Annotated in this window: 29 protein-coding genes; 21 read left to right on the plus strand and 8 right to left on the minus strand. The window is 51.4% G+C overall.

The window, feature by feature from the left end; genetic code table 11:
- The first annotated feature begins 39 nt into the window (after nucleotides 1-39).
- From KNP92_RS00125 to KNP92_RS00155, 7 genes are all read left to right on the plus strand, one after another.
- Nucleotides 40-474 (plus strand): MarR family winged helix-turn-helix transcriptional regulator, encoded by a 435-nt coding sequence (locus KNP92_RS00125; RefSeq protein ID WP_214835280.1) that lies wholly within the window; start codon nucleotides 40-42, stop codon nucleotides 472-474.
- Nucleotides 475-510: 36 nt separating this feature from the next.
- Entirely contained in the window at nucleotides 511-1,503 is a 993-nt protein-coding gene (locus KNP92_RS00130; protein ID WP_214835281.1) for a ring-cleaving dioxygenase, read from the plus strand.
- Nucleotides 1,500-2,138, plus strand: coding sequence for an NADPH-dependent FMN reductase (locus KNP92_RS00135; RefSeq protein ID WP_214835283.1), 639 nt, complete (start codon nucleotides 1,500-1,502; stop codon nucleotides 2,136-2,138). The genes KNP92_RS00130 and KNP92_RS00135 overlap by 4 nt, the downstream gene beginning before the upstream one ends.
- Before the next feature lie 92 nt (nucleotides 2,139-2,230).
- The gene (locus tag KNP92_RS00140; protein ID WP_214835285.1) at nucleotides 2,231-2,707 is read left to right on the plus strand and encodes a hypothetical protein; all 477 of its coding nucleotides are present in this window, start codon (nucleotides 2,231-2,233) and stop codon (nucleotides 2,705-2,707) included.
- A 60-nt stretch (nucleotides 2,708-2,767) separates the two neighbouring features.
- On the plus strand, nucleotides 2,768-3,835 hold the full coding sequence (locus KNP92_RS00145) for a saccharopine dehydrogenase family protein (RefSeq protein WP_214835287.1): 1,068 nt from the start codon (nucleotides 2,768-2,770) through the stop codon (nucleotides 3,833-3,835).
- The gene (locus KNP92_RS00150) at nucleotides 3,832-4,332 is read left to right on the plus strand and encodes an NUDIX hydrolase (protein ID WP_214835289.1); all 501 of its coding nucleotides are present in this window, start codon (nucleotides 3,832-3,834) and stop codon (nucleotides 4,330-4,332) included. The genes KNP92_RS00145 and KNP92_RS00150 overlap by 4 nt, the downstream gene beginning before the upstream one ends.
- 66 nt (nucleotides 4,333-4,398) lie before the next feature.
- Complete coding sequence (locus KNP92_RS00155) at nucleotides 4,399-5,190, plus strand: GNAT family N-acetyltransferase (RefSeq protein WP_214835291.1); 792 nt, start codon at nucleotides 4,399-4,401, stop codon at nucleotides 5,188-5,190.
- 31 nt (nucleotides 5,191-5,221) lie between these two features.
- Here the strand turns inward: KNP92_RS00155 and KNP92_RS00160 are convergent, their stop codons facing one another.
- Complete coding sequence (locus KNP92_RS00160; protein ID WP_214835293.1) at nucleotides 5,222-6,007, minus strand: SDR family oxidoreductase; 786 nt, start codon at nucleotides 6,005-6,007, stop codon at nucleotides 5,222-5,224.
- An 82-nt stretch (nucleotides 6,008-6,089) separates the two neighbouring features.
- Complete coding sequence (locus KNP92_RS00165; protein ID WP_211780305.1) at nucleotides 6,090-6,404, minus strand: hypothetical protein; 315 nt, start codon at nucleotides 6,402-6,404, stop codon at nucleotides 6,090-6,092.
- 148 nt (nucleotides 6,405-6,552) lie between these two features.
- On the opposite strand from KNP92_RS00165, the gene KNP92_RS00170 reads away from it, so the two are divergent.
- The 3 genes from KNP92_RS00170 to KNP92_RS00180 are packed head-to-tail and all read left to right on the plus strand — an operon-like array spanning nucleotide 6,553 to nucleotide 8,509.
- Nucleotides 6,553-6,858, plus strand: a complete 306-nt coding sequence (locus tag KNP92_RS00170; RefSeq protein WP_214835295.1) for a hypothetical protein — start codon at nucleotides 6,553-6,555, stop codon at nucleotides 6,856-6,858.
- A gap of 59 nt (nucleotides 6,859-6,917) precedes the next feature.
- Nucleotides 6,918-7,931 (plus strand): S66 family peptidase, encoded by a 1,014-nt coding sequence (locus tag KNP92_RS00175; protein ID WP_214835297.1) that lies wholly within the window; start codon nucleotides 6,918-6,920, stop codon nucleotides 7,929-7,931.
- Complete coding sequence (locus KNP92_RS00180) at nucleotides 7,928-8,509, plus strand: NUDIX hydrolase (RefSeq protein WP_214835299.1); 582 nt, start codon at nucleotides 7,928-7,930, stop codon at nucleotides 8,507-8,509. Before KNP92_RS00175 ends, KNP92_RS00180 begins: the two co-directional genes overlap by 4 nt.
- Before the next feature lie 44 nt (nucleotides 8,510-8,553).
- Here KNP92_RS00180 and KNP92_RS00185 read toward each other — a convergent pair whose 3' ends face one another.
- A complete protein-coding gene (locus KNP92_RS00185; RefSeq protein ID WP_214835301.1) occupies nucleotides 8,554-9,051 on the minus strand; it encodes a GNAT family N-acetyltransferase in 498 nt (165 codons plus the stop codon).
- Between the two features lie 62 nt (nucleotides 9,052-9,113).
- Here KNP92_RS00185 and KNP92_RS00190 point away from each other — a divergent pair, with 62 nt between their 5' ends.
- The 3 genes from KNP92_RS00190 (at nucleotide 9,114) to KNP92_RS00200 (ending at nucleotide 11,259) form a co-directional block, all read left to right on the plus strand.
- Nucleotides 9,114-9,917, plus strand: coding sequence for a GNAT family N-acetyltransferase (locus KNP92_RS00190; RefSeq protein WP_214835303.1), 804 nt, complete (start codon nucleotides 9,114-9,116; stop codon nucleotides 9,915-9,917).
- Entirely contained in the window at nucleotides 9,914-10,096 is a 183-nt protein-coding gene (locus KNP92_RS00195; RefSeq protein ID WP_214835305.1) for a hypothetical protein, read from the plus strand. The genes KNP92_RS00190 and KNP92_RS00195 overlap by 4 nt, the downstream gene beginning before the upstream one ends.
- A gap of 176 nt (nucleotides 10,097-10,272) precedes the next feature.
- A complete protein-coding gene (locus KNP92_RS00200; RefSeq protein ID WP_214835307.1) occupies nucleotides 10,273-11,259 on the plus strand; it encodes a M23 family metallopeptidase in 987 nt (328 codons plus the stop codon).
- Nucleotides 11,260-11,317: 58 nt separating this feature from the next.
- On the opposite strand, the gene KNP92_RS00205 is transcribed toward KNP92_RS00200, so the two are convergent.
- Nucleotides 11,318-11,860 (minus strand): TraR/DksA C4-type zinc finger protein, encoded by a 543-nt coding sequence (locus KNP92_RS00205; RefSeq protein WP_211780313.1) that lies wholly within the window; start codon nucleotides 11,858-11,860, stop codon nucleotides 11,318-11,320.
- Between the two features lie 143 nt (nucleotides 11,861-12,003).
- Between KNP92_RS00205 and KNP92_RS00210 the strand changes: the two genes are divergently transcribed.
- From KNP92_RS00210 to KNP92_RS00225, 4 genes are read left to right on the plus strand one after another with little or no spacing between them, the layout of a single operon-like run.
- Complete coding sequence (locus KNP92_RS00210; protein WP_211780314.1) at nucleotides 12,004-12,528, plus strand: GrpB family protein; 525 nt, start codon at nucleotides 12,004-12,006, stop codon at nucleotides 12,526-12,528.
- A gap of 55 nt (nucleotides 12,529-12,583) precedes the next feature.
- Nucleotides 12,584-12,886 carry a hypothetical protein gene (locus KNP92_RS00215; protein WP_211780315.1) on the plus strand — a complete coding sequence of 101 codons (303 nt, stop codon included), beginning with the start codon at nucleotides 12,584-12,586 and terminating at the stop codon, nucleotides 12,884-12,886.
- Between the two features lie 2 nt (nucleotides 12,887-12,888).
- Entirely contained in the window at nucleotides 12,889-13,374 is a 486-nt protein-coding gene (locus KNP92_RS00220) for a GNAT family N-acetyltransferase (RefSeq protein ID WP_214835310.1), read from the plus strand.
- The gene (locus tag KNP92_RS00225; RefSeq protein ID WP_214835312.1) at nucleotides 13,362-13,664 is read left to right on the plus strand and encodes a hypothetical protein; all 303 of its coding nucleotides are present in this window, start codon (nucleotides 13,362-13,364) and stop codon (nucleotides 13,662-13,664) included. Before KNP92_RS00220 ends, KNP92_RS00225 begins: the two co-directional genes overlap by 13 nt.
- A 26-nt stretch (nucleotides 13,665-13,690) precedes the next feature.
- Here KNP92_RS00225 and KNP92_RS00230 read toward each other — a convergent pair whose 3' ends face one another.
- The 4 genes from KNP92_RS00230 to KNP92_RS00245 all read right to left on the minus strand — a co-directional run bounded on the left by KNP92_RS00230 (nucleotide 13,691) and on the right by KNP92_RS00245 (nucleotide 18,352).
- Entirely contained in the window at nucleotides 13,691-14,548 is an 858-nt protein-coding gene (locus KNP92_RS00230; protein ID WP_214835314.1) for a pirin family protein, read from the minus strand.
- Between the two features lie 106 nt (nucleotides 14,549-14,654).
- Nucleotides 14,655-15,893, minus strand: a complete 1,239-nt coding sequence (locus KNP92_RS00235) for a hypothetical protein (RefSeq protein WP_214835316.1) — start codon at nucleotides 15,891-15,893, stop codon at nucleotides 14,655-14,657.
- Nucleotides 15,894-15,905: 12 nt separating this feature from the next.
- Nucleotides 15,906-17,168 (minus strand): hypothetical protein, encoded by a 1,263-nt coding sequence (locus tag KNP92_RS00240; protein ID WP_260564155.1) that lies wholly within the window; start codon nucleotides 17,166-17,168, stop codon nucleotides 15,906-15,908.
- A 287-nt stretch (nucleotides 17,169-17,455) separates the two neighbouring features.
- Complete coding sequence (locus tag KNP92_RS00245; RefSeq protein ID WP_214835319.1) at nucleotides 17,456-18,352, minus strand: aldo/keto reductase; 897 nt, start codon at nucleotides 18,350-18,352, stop codon at nucleotides 17,456-17,458.
- Between the two features lie 135 nt (nucleotides 18,353-18,487).
- Here KNP92_RS00245 and KNP92_RS00250 point away from each other — a divergent pair, with 135 nt between their 5' ends.
- The 4 genes from KNP92_RS00250 to KNP92_RS00265 all read left to right on the plus strand — a co-directional run bounded on the left by KNP92_RS00250 (nucleotide 18,488) and on the right by KNP92_RS00265 (nucleotide 20,538).
- Nucleotides 18,488-19,099 (plus strand): protein kinase family protein, encoded by a 612-nt coding sequence (locus tag KNP92_RS00250; RefSeq protein ID WP_214835321.1) that lies wholly within the window; start codon nucleotides 18,488-18,490, stop codon nucleotides 19,097-19,099.
- 85 nt (nucleotides 19,100-19,184) lie between these two features.
- Nucleotides 19,185-19,511 carry a four-helix bundle copper-binding protein gene (locus tag KNP92_RS00255; protein ID WP_214835323.1) on the plus strand — a complete coding sequence of 109 codons (327 nt, stop codon included), beginning with the start codon at nucleotides 19,185-19,187 and terminating at the stop codon, nucleotides 19,509-19,511.
- Nucleotides 19,512-19,620: 109 nt separating this feature from the next.
- Entirely contained in the window at nucleotides 19,621-20,133 is a 513-nt protein-coding gene (locus KNP92_RS00260) for a GNAT family N-acetyltransferase (RefSeq protein ID WP_214835325.1), read from the plus strand.
- A gap of 66 nt (nucleotides 20,134-20,199) precedes the next feature.
- Nucleotides 20,200-20,538 (plus strand): zinc ribbon domain-containing protein YjdM, encoded by a 339-nt coding sequence (locus KNP92_RS00265; protein ID WP_214835327.1) that lies wholly within the window; start codon nucleotides 20,200-20,202, stop codon nucleotides 20,536-20,538.
- Nucleotides 20,539-20,543 lie beyond the last annotated feature (5 nt).

A 20,543-nucleotide genomic window follows, 5' to 3' on the forward strand; every position in this document is an offset into this window, starting at 1 on the left:
TTTAAAGTATTGTTTTCTCTCACTGAAGGAGGGGAACACATGGAAGAACGGCAAGCGTTAAAAGCCATCACGGTATTGCTTCGAGCCTCGCAGTCGATTCAAGACGTCGTCAAACACGAAGTCGCCGAATACGGGTTGAACCCGACCGAATTCTCGGTGCTCGAGTTGCTGTACCATAAAGGCGATCAGCCGATTCAAACGATTGGCAAGAAAGTGTTGTTGACGAGCGGCAGTATGACGTACATCATCGACCGCCTTGAAACGAAAGGCTATTTGATGCGTAAGGCGTGTCCGAGTGATCGTCGCGTCACGTATGCCGCGCTCACGAAGCATGGAACCGAGCTGATGGAACGAATTTTTCCGGCTCATGAACAGCGGATGAACGAACTATTTGATGGACTGACATTGGATGAAACGATTCACCAATTAAAGACGGTCGGCAAACGCGCCGAAGCGTCAAAAAATTTTAACTAATTATCTCGAAATCAAGATTTTGAAGGAGCGATTACGATGAACCATGTAAAAGGAATCCACCACGTGACGGCGATTACGAGTAGCGCCGAGAAGAACTATGACTTCTTTACGAACGTCCTTGGAATGCGTCTCGTCAAAAAGACGGTCAATCAAGACGACATCCAGACGTATCACTTATTTTTCGCCGACGATAAAGGGAGCGCCGGAACGGATATGACGTTCTTCGATTTCCCAGGTATTCCAAAAGGCGTGCATGGGACGAACGAGATTGCGAAGACGTCGTTCCGTGTCCCGACAGATAAAGCCCTCACGTATTGGGTGCGTCGCTTCGATCGCCTCGGGGTGAAGCATGAAGGTATCACTGAGCAGTTCGGTAAAAAAACCCTCTCGTTCGTCGACTTTGACGACCAGGCGTACCAACTCATCTCAGATGAGTTCAACACTGGTGTCGCCTCAGGTGAACCTTGGAAGAACGGACCGGTCCCGCTCGAATACGCGATTACAGGTCTCGGTCCAATCTTTATCCGCATCGCGGACTTTACGTATTTCAAACAAGTGATGGAGCAAGTCATGTTGTTCGAAGAAATCGGACAAGAAGGCGACGCGCATCTCTTTGAAGGAGGTGAGGGTGGAAACGGAGCGCAAGTCGTCGTCATTCATGACGAGACATCACCAGTCGCGCGCCAAGGGTTCGGAACTGTGCACCACGTTGCTTTCCGTGTCGATGATCGAAGCGTCCTCGATGAATGGACAGCACGATTACAACAGTTCGGGTTACCGACGTCAGGCTATGTCGACCGCTTCTTCTTCGAATCGTCTTACGCTCGGGTCGCGCCACAAATCCTGTTCGAATGGGCAACGGACGGACCAGGATTCATGGGCGATGAGCCGTACGAGACGGTCGGTGAAAAATTGTCACTCCCGCCGTTCTTAGAACCGAAACGGGAACAGATTGAAGCGATGGTTCGACCGATTGATACGGTCAGAAGTACAAAAACGTTTGAGAAAGAATATGAGGGAATGAAATGAGCTTTTTAAATCGTTTATTTGGTAAACAAGAAGAACCAACCAACTCACAAGGAGGAACTACTATGTTAAAAATTGGAATCGTACTCGGATCTACTCGTGAAGGACGTGTCAGCCCGCAAGTCGGAGAATGGGTGAAAGAACTCGCAGACAAACGTGGGGATGCAAACTATGAAATTATCGATATCGCAGACTTCAACTTACCACTTCTCGGTGAGCCAGGCGGCGACGCAACGGGTGCTGCAGCATGGTCTAAGAAAATCGCAGAGATGGACGGGTTCGTCTTCATCGTCCAAGAATACAATCACTCGATCACAGGTGCCCTTAAAAACGCCCTCGACTACTTACGCGACGAATGGCACAACAAAGCAGCTGGGATCGTCTCATACGGTTCAGTCGGTGGTGCGCGTGCGACAGAACACTTACGCGGCGTCTTGAGTGAATTATTGGTTGCGCACGTTCGTGTCCACCCAGCGCTCTCACTCTTCACAGACTTCGAGAACGGGACACACTTCGCACCGAAAGACGTTCAAGTTCAATCAGTGAACGATATGCTCGACCAGCTCGTCCCATGGACAGAAGCGATGCAGTCGGTCCGCGCGAAAGCAGCGGAAGCAATCGAAGCTGCAAACAACTAATAGATCGATCGACCAGCCTTTTCATAAGGCTGGTTTTTTTGTGCGCTTTTAGCATGAGTCATGTAGAGTGGAAGGGAAAGAAGGTGATTGGCATGTGGACTCGAAAAGTCATCGCCGCGTCATTCACGGCACCAGTTTATGCTTTCCTCTTGGCGAGTTGCATTGTCATCGCACAGGATTCGAGCAGTGAAAGAATTATAGACACGTTAAACGGGCTATTGATGTTAACGGCCGCCTATTTAGTAGTCAGTTTCCCAATCATCGTCACTTACGGCGTGTTGACGTCGGTGTTCAGTGACTGGGTGGCAAGTCGGATGTCGATGCGGTTCGAGCTGTTCGTCTCGTTTGGTTTACATATCGGATTTGGACTCGCATTGCTCTGGCTTGGTGTAGGGGCGGCGTTGTTATATTGGACGACCGACCGCTACTTGAGACATAAAGGTTATCGATTTAAAACGAGCCAGTCATGCGCGAGTCTCATCCTACCCGTGGGTGTCGCGGTGACGGCTATTACAATCGTCTATTTAATTAGTGTAATACAAGATGTGTTGCAACGTTTATACGGGTGAAAGTGGGCAAGATAGGGAACAAGAAATAGACATATTTGCACAGTTGAAGGAGGAACAACGATGAAATGGATGATTTATGGTGCGAACGGTTATACGGGTGAACTGATTGCCCGTCAAGCGGTGAAGGAAGGATTGACACCCGTGCTCGCCGGACGACGTGCCGAAGACATCGAGCGGCTCGGTCGAGAACTCGATTGTGAGACACGCGTCTTCAGTCTATCTGTCGACAAAGCGACGGAGACGTTAAAAGATATCGACCTCGTGCTCCATTGTGCCGGTCCGTTCACCGATACGAGTCAGCCGATGGTCGAGGCGTGTCTTGCGTCACATACACATTACCTCGATATTACCGGGGAAATCGAGGTATTCGAATACATTCACTCGAAGAAACGAGCCAAACTCGCACAAGAGGCCGGCATTTTGTTATGTTCAGGCGTCGGATTCGACGTGATCCCGACGGACTGCGTGGCTCGAAAGTTAAAAGAACTCTTGCCGGATGCGACGAACCTCGCCCTTGGCTTCTCGGCATCGTCCGGCATCTCACGTGGGACGCTCAAGACGGCCATCCGTGGTCTTGGTTCGAGCAGTGCCGAACGGAAAAATGGTGAACTGACACCGTTCCCGATCGGAGCAAAGCGTCGTCACATCGATTTCGGTCGCGGGAAGAAGACGGCCATCGCCATTCCATGGGGCGACGTCTCGACAGCGTTCTACACGACGGGCATCCCAAATATCACGACGTGGGTGCCGGTGCCAGCGACTTACGCCTACGGGGCACGTCTCTTGGCATGGTTCGGCCCACTTCTCGGTAGTGACGCCGTACAAGGGAAGTTGCTTCACTATGTCGATCAACATGTGACGGGACCGGATGAGGCGGAACGGGAACGCTCATCGACGTACGTCTGGGGAGAAGCGACGAACGCCTCAGGTCGTAAAGTGATCGTCCGCATCAAGACGGCGAGCACGTATGCCTTCACGGTGAACGGTGCGCTCGCCGTCGTCAAGCGTCTCGTTCATTCGGGTCATATCATCCCCGGCAGTTTCACCCCGGCGATGCTGTTTGGGTCACATTTCATCGAAGAGATTGAAGGGTCTTCTTCATTCGTTGTCGATGAGGTCCGACTTTGAGTGAGCGATGGGATTTAGTCGACGGGGACCGGCAACCGCTTCATCAGACACATGTCCGGGGCGAACCGTTACCAACGGGCGCGTACCATACGGTCATTGAAGTGTTCACGTTTGACGTGAACGGAGACGTATTGCTCTCGCAACGTCATCCAGAAAAAACGTACCCACTCCTTTGGGAAGGGACGGGCGGCTCCATCCTCGCCGGCGAAACGAGCTTAGGCGGGGCAGTTCGTGAACTCTATGAAGAGATTGGGTTACGGGTCGCGCCTGAACAGTTGAACTCGGTCGCGACATTACGCCGGGACACCTATTTTTTAGACATCTATCGTTATCAAAGCGATCTCCCGCTTCAGCCAAAGGACCTGGTGTTACAAGAAGACGAGGTCGTCGCGGTCCGGCTCGTTGATTGGTCAACGTTCATGGCCATGGAGGATGTGGTGCCATCTGTACGAGAACGAATGCTTCGGTTTGAATCCGTCTTGCGTCCCGTCTTGTAACGGAATCACAATCTGTTTCGAGATGAAATGTGCTACACTCGAGACAGAATAAAGGGAGGGATGGAGATGAAACGCTTAGAATTGGCTAGACGAATCGAACGCATCAAAGCGGAAGGGACGTCTGCTTACATTCGACACCGTAAACAAACCCCTCCCTACGAAGGTTCGGAATTGATTGTCGAAAACAAAGGGCATGTTTTTCGGATGGGGAATATGAGTTTTGCGGTCGGGTTCGGTTTGAATCGTCCGACGAGCTTTTATGACTTGCATCAGATGGAGAAGTGGGTGCGCGGGAAAAATGTATCTCGGCTTCATGTCGAGGTGTGTCCGCTCGCGGATATGTCGCTCATTCGTTTGCTCCAAGAACGAAACTATACGCTCGATCACTTTCTCGATGTCTGGCTTCTAGACGTAGAAGAACTGGAGGCAGCGCCTGTAACGGGAGTCGAACGCGTCGATGCCGACAACGTCAATGAATGGGCACGCGCCGTCGCAGCTGGATTCGCCGAGACGGGGACGATTTTGCAAGAGACGGTCGATACGGCAAAAGGATTTTACGCGTTACCAGAAAACCAGGCGTTTCTTGTACGTGAAGGCGAAACGGCCGTCGCGGGAGGTATTCTGGCCATTCAGGAAGGAATGGGCGAACTATTTTTGACGAGCACGATTCCCGCTTATCGCGGTAAAGGCTATCAGACGCAACTCATCTTGGAGAGAATCGCGGCTGCAAAAGCGGCAGGATGCCAGTATGTAACCGTCACAACGAAAGTCGACACGGTTTCAGGACGGAATATGGAGCGCCTGGGGTTCATTCCGTTCTATCAAAAAGCCGTCATGAAAAGTCCAATCCTTAAATGAACAGGTCGCCCCGCGGGGCGACCTGTTGGCGTTAAAGTAAAGATTCGGCGCCGTCGACATACACCTCAGAACCGGTGACATGACTCGACATGCTACTTGCGAAGAACAAGACGACGTCCGCGACTTGTTTGGCGGAGCCGGATTTGCCGGCGAGCGGTTGATTGCCTTCCGGATACTCGATGGGAATGACGACTTCTTCGAGCAAGGCGTCATCCCGATTCGTCGAGTCATCAATATTCGTATCGATGGCACCTGGACAAATCGAGTTGACTCGAATCCCGAACTGGGCGAGCTCGGCGGCCGCCATTTTGGCGAACCCGGTCTGACCGGCTTTTGTCGTCGCATAGCCACTGAACCCAAAGTTTTTAAAATAACGGTTTCCGTTGATTGACGACGTCAGGATGACGCTGCCGCCTTGGTCCTTCAAATGAGGAATCGCATATTTCACGGTCAAAAACGTACCCGTCAAGTTCGTCTCGACGACACTATTCCAATCTTCTAGCGATAAATGTTCAATCGGCGTGATCGTGCCGTTCCGCCCTGCGTTAGCGAAGACGATATCGAGTCGTCCGAAACGCTCCATCGTCTGTTCGTAAGCGCGTTTCATTTCTTCCTCGTTCGCGACGTCGGCGCTAATGCCGATCGCCCGTTCTTCCCCAATCAGGCTGGCGAGTTGCTCGGCGTCTTCTAACTTCAAATCGACAATGGCGACTTTTGCGCCGGCTTGCACGAATCGGATGACCGCGGCACGACCGATTCCAGATGCCGCTCCGGTGACGAAGGCGACTTTTCCTGACAATAATGTATTTGAGATCATTCAATTCGCTCCTTTCTGCTACCTTCTGTCATATTCCACCGTTTACACAAAACTATGCTCGTTTTCAAAAAATGGTCGTGTTTCACTCGGATGTGACGTGAATCGAGACGGCGATATTTAAATTGCCGTCCGGGACGAGTTCAATCGTGACGCGTTGACCGGTCCGCAGTTGTTGCACGTCGTTCGCTAATCCCGTGACGACGGTCTCTTCATTAATCCAGACTGTCCTCATTTTTAGCTCGCTGCCCGAGTCGTCATCATGCCCGATTATAAGTTGAGGAGTGTTGATCTGTTCGATTCGGCCTTCGATGCGACGGTCGTCAAGTGTACCAATCCAGAAAAAGACTGCTAAACACAGCCCGATAAAGGTGAGGGCAAAGATGAGTCGCGTGCTCATGGGGTGCCTCCTCTATGAAAGCCCGTTCCGATGGTGTCTAATCCTTATTTACCCGGAAACGGTGAATCTAATTGGAGAAGGTTTACAGGAATTTGGTTCACTCGTGCGGAATGTATAATTCAACTTATGATGAAGCGGAGGCAGAGCGATGGTGCTATTCGGGATAGTCGGAGGAGTTGTATTGGGATTGATGGCGTTCGGCTGGTGGACGATTGGGTTTCCGAGGCGAAAGCTTCTAGGAGGACTTGCGATGCTACTGACAGCGTTCTTGTTCTCTCCGCTCGCTCTCGTCTACAGTGGAGAACGGTATGGTTTTAACGGCGTGGTCATCGGTCTCTTCACGATTTCGCTCGTCGTCGGTGGCGGTTTTTTCTTTACGGCACTCGGTTGGGCGAGCCGCGTGCGCAAAGCCCGAAAAGTTCGGACGTTGTCAGAAGACCCGGATTTGTTTTAAGAGAGGTTGTCAACCGCTTCTCACAACCTTTACAGTGAGGAGAGAGAGGTGTGAGTGAGATGACAAGATACAAGAAACCGAGCGCGTTACAGCCGGGAGATACGGTAGGGATCATGACCCCGTCCTTTCCGGCACCTGTCCGTTTCCCAGAACGGTATGAGCGTGGCCTTCAACAATTGCGACAAATGGGGTTCCGCGTAATCGAAGGCGCCTGTGCACGACAGACGGAAGGATATCGCTCGGCTTCGATTCAAGCACGAGCGGATGAATTCAACGCGTTGATTCGAGATCCGGAAGTAAAAGCCGTCATCAGCACGATTGGAGGAACGAACTCAAATTCACTTTTGCCTTATTTAGACTATGACGCGCTACGTCGTAATCCGAAAATCATAATGGGGTATAGCGACGTGACAGCTCTGCTGCTCGCCTGTCACGTCAAAGCGGGGGTCGTCACGTTTTATGGTCCAGCCATCGTCCCGTCTTTCGGTGAATATGGAGGGATGTTCCCTGACGGCGAGCGGTACGTCCGGGACGTGCTCTGTCTTGAATGTGAGGCTCCGTATAGGCTCGACGTTCCGGAAAAATGGACGGAAGAAATGATTGATTGGGCCACGCAAGATCGCGTCAAGTCGTTTCGTCCAAACGAAGGCTGGTTGACGTTGAGGGAAGGGGAAGCGCGCGGGCCGTTAATTGGCGGGAACTTGAACACGATGTCGGGGTTCTTGAAATCGGAGTTCTTCCCCAATCTGACGGGGGCGATTCTCTTTATTGAAGACTCGTTCAAAACGATGGCCGAAGAGGAACGGTCGCTCAGCATGTTGAAGCTCGCGGGGGTGTTCGATGAAATTGCCGGACTGATTGTCGGAAAACATGAACACTTTGATACGGCCGGTGCGCCGTTCTCGTTTGAGTCGTTATTGCTTGAGGTGGTAGGGGACGTGACGTTTCCGATCATGACAAACGTGGACATCGGTCACACGTTTCCTTCACACGTCTTTCCAATCGGGATAGACGTTCTGCTCGATGCGACGAACGGCACCCTCACATTTTTGGAAAATGGGGTGACACAATGATTGAATTTCTAACCGTCGTCGACGAACGACGAAAGAAAATCGGCTTGAAGCCACGTGCGGACGTTCATCGTGACGGTGACTGGCATGAGACGTTTCACTGTTGGATGATTGAGGGGGAAAAGCTCTTCCTCCAATTGCGAAGCGCGACGAAACAAGATTTTCCAAGCCTGTTTGATATTACGGCAGCCGGTCATTTGGCAGCCGGTGAAACGGTGCGGGACGGGGTGCGCGAGATACAAGAAGAACTCGGTCTAGTGCTCACACTGGAGCAATTGACCGCGCTCGGCGTATATGAAGACGTGATTGAAACAGAGTCGCTCCGTGACCGTGAATTTGCCCACACGTATGTCTATACGTATGCGGGAGAGACGTTCACGTTCGAATCGGATGAAGTGGCTGACATCGTCACGGTCGATTGCGCACGCTTCTTTGCCCTTATGACAGGAGAAGGAGCGTCAGTTGAAGCAACGTCGCTTGTGAGCGAAGCTCGATACACGTTGACGAAGCAGGACGTCGTCCCACATCCGGACCGATACTTTCAACAAGTGAGAGCAGGAATTGAGGAGATAAGGTCCTGATGGAAGTCGGTCGGCATTTGCTAAAGCGCTCTGAGATGTGCCGTTTATTCATCTAGTGCACTCGCTGCGGAGGCGTTAACCTTTAAGGACATGATGCGTTGTGGGCCGATGGGACCATCGATGCGTCGTCCTGTATCGGTGAAGCCGACCTGTTCGTATAAGGCAAACGCCGCTTCGTTTTTCAAATTGACCGATAGCACGACTTCCTGGACTGCCGGGAACTGTGAACAGACATAGTCTGGGAGTCGCGATAGCGCCGCTTTGGCATATCCCTGACGCTGATCCGCATGATTGATTGAAAAAGCGGATAGGAGCAACGCGTCATCATGATTTGTGTACGATGCCACCCGTTCTGTATCGTGGAGCAAAAAGAATCCGACTGGCTTGCCCGCTGTGATGACAATCGGGTACACGCCTTCGGGAAGTGGGTGATCAAGGTCGCGCGGAAGCATCGTATACTTTTCTTGATCGAGCGGAAGCGAAAACGTTTCAAGAATTGGCCAATGTTCGTCGTGTAACGGTTGCAATTGAATCGTAGACATAACTCCTCCTGATGAACGTATTTGGTCTCATTATAACGAACAACCGAGAAAGGAATAAACAGATGACGACTCATTCCATTACTTATCGACAAAACCCGCCGATTGCGGATTTATACAAAGCATTCAGGGACGGTTTTTCTGACTATATCGTTCAATTTGACATAAATGAGGAGACATTTGAATCCGTCTTCCTCGTACGCGATCAAAATCAACCGTCACGCTCGATCGTGGCTTATGTCGACCATCGACCGGTCGGGTTGATGTTGAGTGGCATTGCACGGCTTGAAACCGGCTGGGTCACACGATGCGGCGGTCTCGCCATCGCACCGGGCTATCGCGGACTTGGCATCGCCCAAGAGTTCATGCGTCGTTTTGACGAGCAGGCAGAAGGGACGCGGCTCTTAGAAGTCATTCAAGGGAACGAGCCGGCGCTCCGGCTCTATCGCTCACTTGGCTATCACGTAGTACGTGAGATTGTCTACTATCAAGCTGTACAGCGTGACACGACGGCAACGCTTGAACCGATTCCGATTCAAACGTTATTTGACGACATTTACCCGAACGCTAGTCATCACCCAATCTGGCAACAAGATGCGCGGACGACACAGCAACAAGCAACGCTCCTTCGCGTCACTGAAGCAGGGCGGAGCGGTTTCCTTTTGCTACGCGACCAAGTTTTACTCGATGTGTTCGGGCGAGACGAGGATGCCGTCTGGCTCCTGGAGGCTGCTGCATCGAGACATCCGCTTCACATGACGTTGACGTCTGACCGGCCGGCATTCATTCAAGCAGCCGAAACGCTCGGCTTTGTTAAGGGTGAAATTATGCAATATGAAATGGTGAAGCGAGAAGAGGGCATCACATGATCAAGTGGTTACCTGTCCTCATGGTCGCGCTGATTGTTGGCAACGCCTTGACGATTCTCGGCTTGACAGCAAACTTGCCGAGCGGTGTCGGTCGTCTCGTATTAATCGGTGGACCGGCACTGACACTCGTTTCAGCCGTCAGTATCGTGTGGATTGTGTTGGCGACGAAAAAGAAATGATTTCGTTCGTGAAGTTTTGGTGAAGATTATGAAAGAACAAAATGATGCCGTGATCAAATCGACATGTAAATGAAATGCTTCACATATTGAAATTTTCAAATAGGGATGCTATATTCGCATACATAGCTTTTTATTGAAGCGAATGAATGCTTTTTATTTGGAGGTTTTCTTTATATATGCTGAAACAACTCATGATCACGGCAGGCGTCGGTGTGTTCATCTTAAATGGTGCGCAGTCGGCGTCAGCAAGCGAAATTACCCCGGCAACACTTCTCAATACGACGAAATCAATTGAACAGACGGAGAAAGAAGTCAGTCAATCGAAACAGGCTGTCGCCAAAGCCGAACAACAAATCGAACAAATCGAAGCGAAAGCGCAAACGCTCCAAGCGGAAATCGATGACGTGACGAAGCAGATTGACGCGTATCGTGACGAGCTCGCCCCGGCAGACGCCTCGCTATTCCAGCAAGTATTATCTTCGGTGTTACCGAGCGCGAAAGCCGAAGCGGCAGAATCTGAGAAAAAGCAACAAGATCTCTTAGACCAAAAGGCGACGGCAAAAGAGACGCTCGATGACTTGACGGCACAGCAAGAAGAAGTCATAGCGTCAAAGGAAAAGACGCAATCGTCTTATGCAGCCGCTACGGAACAGATGAAGACGCAAACAAACAAATTGAACGATTTGAAGAAACAGCATGCGGCGATGGCGCCTGACAAGTTCATGATGCCAGCGAATGGTCGACTCTCCCAAGGCTTCGGTCCTGCGAGCGGACAGTTCGGCTATACGTTCCATAACGGAATCGATATCGCGGCGAAAGTCGGGACACCGATTTACGCGGCAGCAGATGGTAAAGTCATTGAAGTGAGCGGGCGTGGGCCATACGGCAAACACGTCAAAATCGAACACAATCTTGACGGTCAAAAATGGACGACAGTGTACGCGCATATGCACAAAATCGATGTGAAGAAAGGGCAGACAGTACGCCAAGCCGAAGGCATCGGCCAAATCGGTAACACCGGAAACTCGTCTGGGCCGCACTTACACTTTGAAGTGCATAAAGGCAGCTATTCGTTTTCTTCAAGTTCGGCCGGCAATACCGTCGATCCGATGAAAGTCGCCCAATTGCTAGGCGGCGCTTCGGCCGTTAAAGCCACGTATTGACGCAACGAAACCGTTGCGTCTTTTTTCATGCGAAAAGGCCGCGATTCGCGGCCATTCGTCATTCGCGTGTCGGGTCGTGATTGCCTTCACTGTCCGCGATCGTGTCCGAACTGCCGAAGTCTTCGACTTGGCTGAATGCGTCCGTGCTTTGATTGATATCGTCACTGCCGTCGAGCTGTTTATGGCGTGCCGTCTCGGACGGGTTTAGGACATCTTCTTCGACCGGGCGTGCTTGATTCGTTTGATGTTCTTCCGCCTCTTGTGCCCGTGCATGTTCGATACAAAGCGTCGTCTCCGGAATGATTTCGAGTCGATCTAACTCGATTTCTTTTCCGCATACTTCACATGTCCCGTACGTACCGTTCTCGATGGCGATCAACGCCTTGTCGACGTCCGTTAAAAATTCTTCGTCGAGTTCATTCAGTGCCTGGTCCCGTTCGCGAAGAAACAGTTCTTCGCCTCCGTCGGCTGGATGGTTGTCGTAATGCGACAACTCGCCTTCATCGTATACCTCTTCTCGATTCTCCATATAGCCTTCTGTCTTTGCCTTCTCTTTAAGCAACCGTTCTTTGAACGTGTTGATCTGTTCTTGTGTCAACATCCGTCTCACTCTCCAGTTCTGATTTCATTACTATATGCCTTTCCCATTTCGGAAACGAACAAACCATGTTAGCCCGTAAACGGCGGTCAAAACGGGTATGATAATAAAGGAGAGTAGGAAACGTGAACGAGAGGAGGGAGAACATGAGACAAGTGAAAGTTGTACCCTATGACCCGGCATGGATCACGCGATTCGAAGAGGAAGCGGAAAAGTTGACCCATCTGTTTGGCGATCGCATCGTCGAGATTCATCATATCGGAAGCACATCGGTGCCAGGACTCGACGCAAAACCGACGATCGACATCATGCCGGTCGTTCGAATGATTGAGCAAGTCGATGAACTGACGGGGCACATGGAAGCGCTCGGGTATCGAAGCTTTGGGGAACACGGAATCCCGAGACGACGCTTTTTTGCGAAAGGGGACGACGTACGGACTGTGCACGTCCATGTGTTTGAGTCCGGTGACGAAGGGGTGACCCGTCATTTGGCGTTTCGGGAATATTTAAAAGCGTTCCCGGAAGTGCGAGACACGTATGGTTCGTTAAAACGGACGCTCGCCAATCATCATCCCACGGATATCGAGAGTTACATTCAAGGGAAACAAGAATGGGTGTCGGAAACGGAACGCGTCGCCACGATTTGGTATATGGCGGAACAAACAAATTGAAACCTGTTGAATCGATTTTACGTATAGAGAAGCAACAACGAAAGGAAGTGAATCGATGAAACGATTTCTTGGGAAATGTATCGAGTATGCGTTCGTAGGCGTGTTGTTTGTCGGCTTTTATTTTGGGATTAGCTTTTTAATCGAGACGTTCGAGTTCGCGAATAAAGGGGCGCTCGTGTTCCTTGGAATGGCGTTCATCGCATTCCCGCTTTCTTTGATCGGTGGCTACATGCTTGCCCGCCCGATTCAACACCGGCTTCATGGCAAACCGCGAAATGGAAAAGGACATGAGCTTCGTGGCAATGAGAAGCCGCATGGCGTGACGGAAGACCGTAGCCAGTTCTATAACGGCCAATGAGGTTGCTTGAGACGAATGATGCAGACTTGATTGCGACGTTGAACCGACCGATTCATGAGCAACACGTGACGCTCATGCCCCATTTCTTTGCCCCGTACAATCACAAGCATATGCGTGATGCTTTCGCGGTGACGATGGCACAGGCGGGGCACCATTTCCTCGTCGCCGAAGTGGAAGGGAAACCGGTTGGCTATGTCTGGATGCAAGAAGTGACGAGTGACGCCAACGCCTTCCGAAACGCGAAGCGGACGCTCTACGTTAGACAAATCAGTATACACCCTGGGCACCAGCGGCTCGGGTATGGTCGTCAGATGATGGAATACGTGGAGGAATGGGCCCGTTCCCATGATTTCGCTACCATCGAACTCGACTATTGGGTTGCCAATGAAAACGCGGCCCGCTTCTATGACGAGCTCGGGTTTACTGCCAAACGCCAAGTCGTCGTGAAATCTGTAAAAACAAAGGGGAGCAACAGATGGATACAGTGATTTTGATAGTCGGTGTACTTGGAGTCATCTCCTTGATGCTGTTCATGTGGAACCAGTGGATGGGTTACGAGAAAGGCAACATCGTCATGACGCTTGATGAGCACTATACGAATTTGAACGAGTACGTCCCGGCGATTTTGACGAAGTTATATGAGAATGGAAAGTCCGCGCACTATTTGGGTGACCGGAAGTTTGAAGTGGATGGGAAACGATACGTCCTGTTCGAGCGGACCGTCCCGATTGGACACGTCCCGACACAACAGACGGTGTTGAAGCCGGACAAAGAGTGAGCCACGCATCGCGCGTGGCTCATTGTTTATTTCACGGCAGGTGGGCCGAAGACGCCGGCATGATAGTCACGGAACGCTTGGCGAATCTCGTCTTCCGTGTTCATAACGAACGGGCCGTGGGCGATATAGTTTTCACGGAGCGGGACACCCGAATAGACGAGTAGCTTTGCCCGGGACGTCGCGGTGATGGAGAGGGTGCTCTCCCCCTCGTCCGCTTCGTCGAACGTCAATGTCGCGACATCTGTCTTCTCGAGCGGCGTCGCGCTCGAACCAAGCTCGACGGATCCGGCGAGGACGTAGGCGAAGGCGTTATGGTTCGTCGGAAGGACGTGGTCATACGTCGCTCCTTCGCGCAGTTGAATCTCGGTCATCGTGATCGGCACGAGGCTCTGCATCGGTCCGGTGACGCCCGCGACATCGCCCGAATAGACACGCACGTGTCCGCCGTCGATTGGGGCGACCGGCGCGTCCTCTAAGTAGACGTTTTGATAAGACGTCGTCGTCGTTTTAAGTGCTTTCGGCAAATTGAGCCAAAGTTGAAGCGTATGGATCAAGTCGTCGGCGACGGCCTCTTCGGCGTGACGAGCTGCCCACCCGGCGTTCATGTATTGCACATCACCCGCGTCGAGAATCGAATGACCGCCATGGTTGTCGATATGTTCGAGCCGGCCATCGATCACGTACGTAATCGTCTGAAAACCGCGGTGCGGATGGTCGGAGAACGTCCCGCGCTTGAACCAATCTTCGGCCATCAAGATGAACGGGTCGAACTCGGCTTTACGCTCCGGTGGCAACACCCACCCTTGTTGAACGTGCGGATAGCCGTTTTGTTTATAGGAGACGCGCCAACTGTCGGCGACGTCGCGAACGAATCGTGTCGTCATCAAATCCACTCCTTCAAGTCATTTGTTTCATTGTCGCACACTCTCGGTTTGTGATTGGACGATGTTGCCTACAGAACGTGTAAAAGACAGACGGAAAGGCCGTCTGTCAGTAAGGGGCGAGCGACAGCCACGTGGCACTGTCCTCGGGGTTCAACTTGAAATGCTTGCCGTCGGTCGTAAGAAACACGTCCGTTTTTTTCGAGCGCTTATGGAGCGTCACCTCGAACGTCTGGGACGTCACCCCTTCGATTAACGTGAACAACGGATAATCGGCCGGCTCACCGCTCCGTTTGACCGGTTCGGCCCGCGCCACAATCTGCTTTAACGTCGCGCCGTCGGCGGTCAACGTTTGGATCGCGTCTAAGGCGTGGAGCTCGGTCTTCCCGGACAATGGCGTCTTGTGGAAATAACCGATGGTAACTTCTTCATCGGCTGTCATCGTTGCGGCGTCCACCTCGGCTTGTGTCATCATGACGGGCGGCTCGTAAAGGATGGAAACGGTTTGTTCGACAATTTTCCCATCGACGTCATACGCCAGTTTCCAAAGCGGATACGTCTTCCCGAACTCGAGCGTCTCAGGTAACGGATACGTGTGTGACAACGTCGGGACGCCGCCATCAGGCACAGGGTCGAGTGTCCGATAGGACGGAAGCAACTCCGAAAACTCCACGAGGAGGGGTTGAACGATACCACCCGTCTCGGTGAGATGAAGCGAGAGCGTCAGGTTTTGCAAGTTCGGCTGGTAAGGAAGGGAAGAACGCATCAAGGCGTCCTCCGTTTTCACCTCGAACCAAAGCGTTGCGAACAAGGATGCCTGTAACGTGACAAACGATGCCGGAAGCGGTTTGAGTTCAACATCTGAATAAGTGGCTTCGAGTTGTTTCAGAAGAGTCTGTTGCGCTTCATCCGACACTTGTGTGGCGCGAGGTCGAAGCGGCTCGGGGTCTGCCTCACGATAGCTAATCGGCATGACTTCCGGGTCGATTTGTTTTACGTATTGGCTATAGCCGGTTTCACAGTGGGCGTATGTCGCTTCGTCGTCATGGAAGACGGTCAGGCTAGTCAGAGGCGAGACGGTCTCAGGTGAGAACTGCGAAAAGCTACGATACGAGGCGTCGAAGACGAACGGATGGTCCGGCAACGACGTGACATCCGTCGCGTCACAAATCGTATGGACGGCCGTCTGCTCCGCCTCGTCCATCTGTGTCAGCGACTTTCCGACCTCGTAGCGATAGCCGTCAAACAAGAGGGGACGCACGTTTAGATCGAGCGCCGTCTCCTCGTCGGTGCATCCACTTAAAATGATCGTGAGTAGAAGTGAGGCGGCTATATTGATTTTTCGCACGGTATTCCTCCTTTAGTCGTCAAAGCGATCGTGCCATTTGTTTGCGTCGTCCCGAAGTAACTTGAAATGGGCCCCTGTCTTCGTATTCGTCAACACGACATCATCTCCTTTAAAGCTGACGTCAAACGTTTGGGCACAGATGCCTTCGAACACGGTCAAATAAGGAATGTCAGACGGCTGACCCGACTCTGGCGTCGCTTTTGCGCGTTCGATCGCTTTAAAGATAAAGCGCGTGTCGTCCGCTGTCAAATGGGTCAAAAATGACGCATCTCGCGATTCCGTACCAATTAAGGCGAGTTCGTGAAACACGGCATGTTGGCGATTCGAGAATTCGGCCCGCATCTCCCGCTTTAACGCTTCGCCCCGCAAGAGGATGGGTTCATGATACGTGATGGAAACAATCTTTTTATGCGGAACGTCGTCGCGCATGAACGAGAAACTGAACAACGGATACCGTTCGCCTGAAACGAGCGTCGTCGGAAGGGTCTCGGCTTGACGAACCCCGAGCAAACGATCGAATGAAGCATCTTTCGGTCGTCGCACCTCGTCATACACTTCTTGATTCGGGGAAGTGTATACCCCATACGTTTGCGCTTCCTCGGTCGACTCCACCCCGAATCCGATGGAACGGAACGGTTGACGCGAAGCGGCATCAATTGGGATTGTAACCTGTTCGTCACCGTCTAATGATTCGAACGTCAATTCGAACGAGCCGCTGAACGGCATCGTGAGGTGAACGAGCGTTTGTTCGAAAGCGGTCCGCGTCGGATACGGTTCGTTACCAAACGGTTTATCCATCTCTTTCAAGAACTGGAGCCGTTCATGGGGCTGGGCGTTGCGCAGTTTGGCGACAGACGGATACGTGACGGCTTGCTCGTGAAACGGGGCGAGACTATCCGGAACGGCTGCAATTTGTTTCATATACGTGATTGTGTCGACCTGACATTCAACGAACGTTTGATTTTCTGCTTCAAAGAACGTTGCGGTCGGGAAGACTGGGGTTGAATCATTCGTCGTTAACGGTTGGGACAACGTGACCGTACCGATCCAACGACGATCTCCGGCAGGAGCGAGTGCGAGCGCATCTTCCGGATAGCAAGCATCTAACACACTTTTCCGATCCGCCTCGGTCATCTCGATCAATTGACCTGAGGGTAGCATGGCACGTCCTTGGTAGTACTCGGGAGCTGTATGTAAACGAAACGCTTGCTCTTCTTCACATCCGAACAAAAACGTCAACATGACAAGGGTACAGAAAATCAGGTACTTTTTCACATCGGTGCTCTCCTTCAATGAATAACTTTTATCATTTTAGCACCATTTTTTTGTGACTTTAGGCTTAGGAAAATTAAAGTGATTTTGATAAAAAAAATCAAAAAACCCGCTCGACTTGAACTGAGCGGGTGCTTTTTACACTTATGGATATTAAATGGAATTTAACGTTTTCTCCTGTGTCGATTTTTGACGAAAAAACACGCAAAACCAGCCTTCCACTAAAAATCGTTAAAATTGATTATTTTTCAACAAACAATCATAAAGGAATAAACTGTTTATCTCATCCTTTAATCGACATCTCGACCGCGTGAAGCCTTCAAAATTTCGAACCATTCTTCACGAGTCAAGTCGATGTTGAGTGCTTCGACTCCACGCTCCACTCGGTCAATTTTCCCAGATCCGATAATCGGCATGATACGCGCCGGATGTGCTAATAACCAGGCGTAAACGATGACATCGATGCCGTTCGCACCGTGCCGTTCTGCAATCGCCTTCAGTTTGTCTCGAAGCGGTGCGTACGTATCGTCCGAGAAGAGACGACCACCAGCGAGTGGACTCCAGGCCATGAGTGGCATCCGTTCTTCGTGACAAAGGTCGACCGAACCGTCTTCAAAGTGTTTCAGTTGCATCGGTGACAGTTCGAGTTGGTTCGTCACGAGCTTGAACGGTAAACGCGACTGAAGCAAGCGCTGCTGTGACGGTAGATGGTTCGACACGCCGAACGTGCGGACTTTTCCGCTTTCTTGCAACGCGATGAACGCCTCGGCGACTTCATCGGGGTTCATGAGTGGGTCGGGACGGTGAATCAATAATGTATCGATGTGATCAATACCGAGCTCCGAGAGCGAGCGCTCTGCCTGGTTGATAATATGCGTCTTCGTCGTGTCGTAATGGTTGATCGCCTGGCCCGGGTTGAAGTCACCCGTCAATTTGATGCCAGTTTTTGTGACGATCTCGATTTGATCGCGGAGTTCTGGCTTCAAACGAAGCGCTTCTCCAAACAATCCCTCGCACGTATAGCCGCCGTAAATATCGGCATGGTCAAACGTCGTGATGCCGAGTTCGATGCATGATTCGATGAACGCGAGCCGTTCTTGTGGGCTCATGTCCCACTCGGCGAGACGCCACATGCCGTGGACGATGCGCGAGAATGATAAATCTTCAGTTAAGGTGATGCGTTGCATAGTCATTCCTCCTCTTTGTCAATCGCTTTCATTATACGGATAAATGGGCACAGCGTCACTTTGCCGATTCGAGAATGCGGTCAAATCGGTCAAAATCCGTTATGATAAAAGCACAATTTAGAAGAGGAGCTCCTCATGAAACGTTATCACGCATATGCTGACGTGACGTTCGACCAATCCGGTCAAGAGACGCGCGTCACAAAGCATCACAATCAACTCGAGTTACATGGGATTGGACGAAGCGCAGCGGTGTTCCGGATAAACGGGACCGACCTCGTCATCAAAGTGTTTTTCCCCGGTTTCACCCATATCGCGGCCGAAGAGCACATCATCTACGACAAACTTCATGGGTTGCCCCAATTCCCACGTCTACATGAGGTCGGGGCGAATTACATCGTCATCGACTACATCGCCGGGAAGACGTTGTTTGAATGCCTCACCGAACGGATTTGGATTGACGCCTCTTATATCAATCAAGTCGATGAAGCGCTCCATGCGGCACGGGCGCTTGGGCTGACCCCGTCCGACGTTCATTTACGAAACATTATCCTCAGTCCGAACGGACGCATCTATTTGATTGACTTGGCCCGTTTCCGTCAAGGTCAGCACGTCGACCATCAATGGGAAGACTTGAAACGCATGTATCGCCTTTACCGTCTCAGATTCATGCCGAAACGTTATCCGGCACGATTGTTAAACGCGGTCGCTTCGATGTATCGGAGATTCATCAACGACCCGAGGCATTGAGAAGACCGTTTTTCTTTTAGCGATTAGGGAACAACAGTAACGTATTGAACTTGTCACCCTCGTTTCTAAAAAGGAGGCTTCACCTATGCAACGGATTTATGCGAACGAATTGGAGACGCTACATGACTGTATCGCGACGTGTAACCATTGTTTAGAATCGTGCCTGGAAGAACAAGACGTCCGGATGATGGTCGATTGCATCCGGCTCGACCGTGAGTGTGCCGCCATCTGTACGTTTCTCGCCGAGGCAATGACACGGGATTCCGCGTTCGTACCGGAACTTGCCCGAGCTTGTGCGGTTGTCTGTAAGGCGTGCGGCCAAGAGTGTGAAAAACACAAACACGAGCATTGTCAGGAATGTGCACGCGTCTGTTTCGAGTGCGCTTCGCTGTGCGACCGATTGGCCGCTTAAACGAACAGGTCAGCCGCATGAGGCTGACTTTTTTTATGTGCGAATTCGTGACGTGTGTTTTCCTACAAGACTCCGTATAATGAAGAAAACGCTAAGAAAGTGGTGCCATATGATTCGAACTTGTCGACGCGACGACCTACAGGCCGTCCTACATATTTACAACGATGCCATCGTCAACAGTACCGCGGTCTATCATTATGAACCGGTGACGCTTCAAAACCGAATCGCTTGGTATGAAGACAAGAAAGCATCCGGACTCCCGGTGATCGTATGGGCGGAAGGGGATGTCGTCATGGGGTTCGCCACGTTCGGTCCGTTCCGTCCTTGGCCGGCGTACAAATACACGGTGGAGCACTCGATTTACGTCCATCCAGGTTACCGTAGCAAAGGGATTGGGAACAAATTACTCCGTGAGATCATCCGCCTCGCGGAAGAACGAGACTATAAAACCGTCATCGGCGGCATCGACGCTTCGAACGTGACGAGTATCCGGGCACACGAGAAGGTTGGATTCGTTCATTCGGGCACGGTGAAACGGGCCGGCTACAAGTTCGGGAAGTGGCTCGACTTGTCGTTTTATCAACTCGATTTGAAAGGTCCGGACACGCCAGAAGAAGGTTAAACGACAACTGTCTATGTTCCGAAAATACGATATACTGGCTACAGTGAATCGAATGGAGGAATCAGCATGACAGAACTACCGAATTGCTCGAAGTGTCAATCCTCATACGTGTATGAGGATGGGAGCTTACTCGTCTGCCCCGAGTGTGCGTATGAATGGTCGCCGAGTGAGGCTGCCGAAGCGGAAGCAGACGCGCAAATCAAAGATGCAAACGGGAACGTGCTCCAAGACGGGGATACGGTAACAGTTATCAAAGATTTGAAAGTAAAAGGCACGTCGCTTGTCGTCAAGCAAGGCACGAAAGTGAAAGGAATCCGTCTTGTCGACGGAGACCATGACATCGATTGTAAGATTGACGGGCTCGGTGCGATGAAACTGAAATCGGAGTTTGTGAAGAAAATCTAAAAAAG

This window comes from Exiguobacterium sp. s122, from assembly GCF_018618475.1.
Taxonomy (GTDB): Bacteria; Bacillota; Bacilli; order Exiguobacteriales; family Exiguobacteriaceae; genus Exiguobacterium; species Exiguobacterium himgiriensis.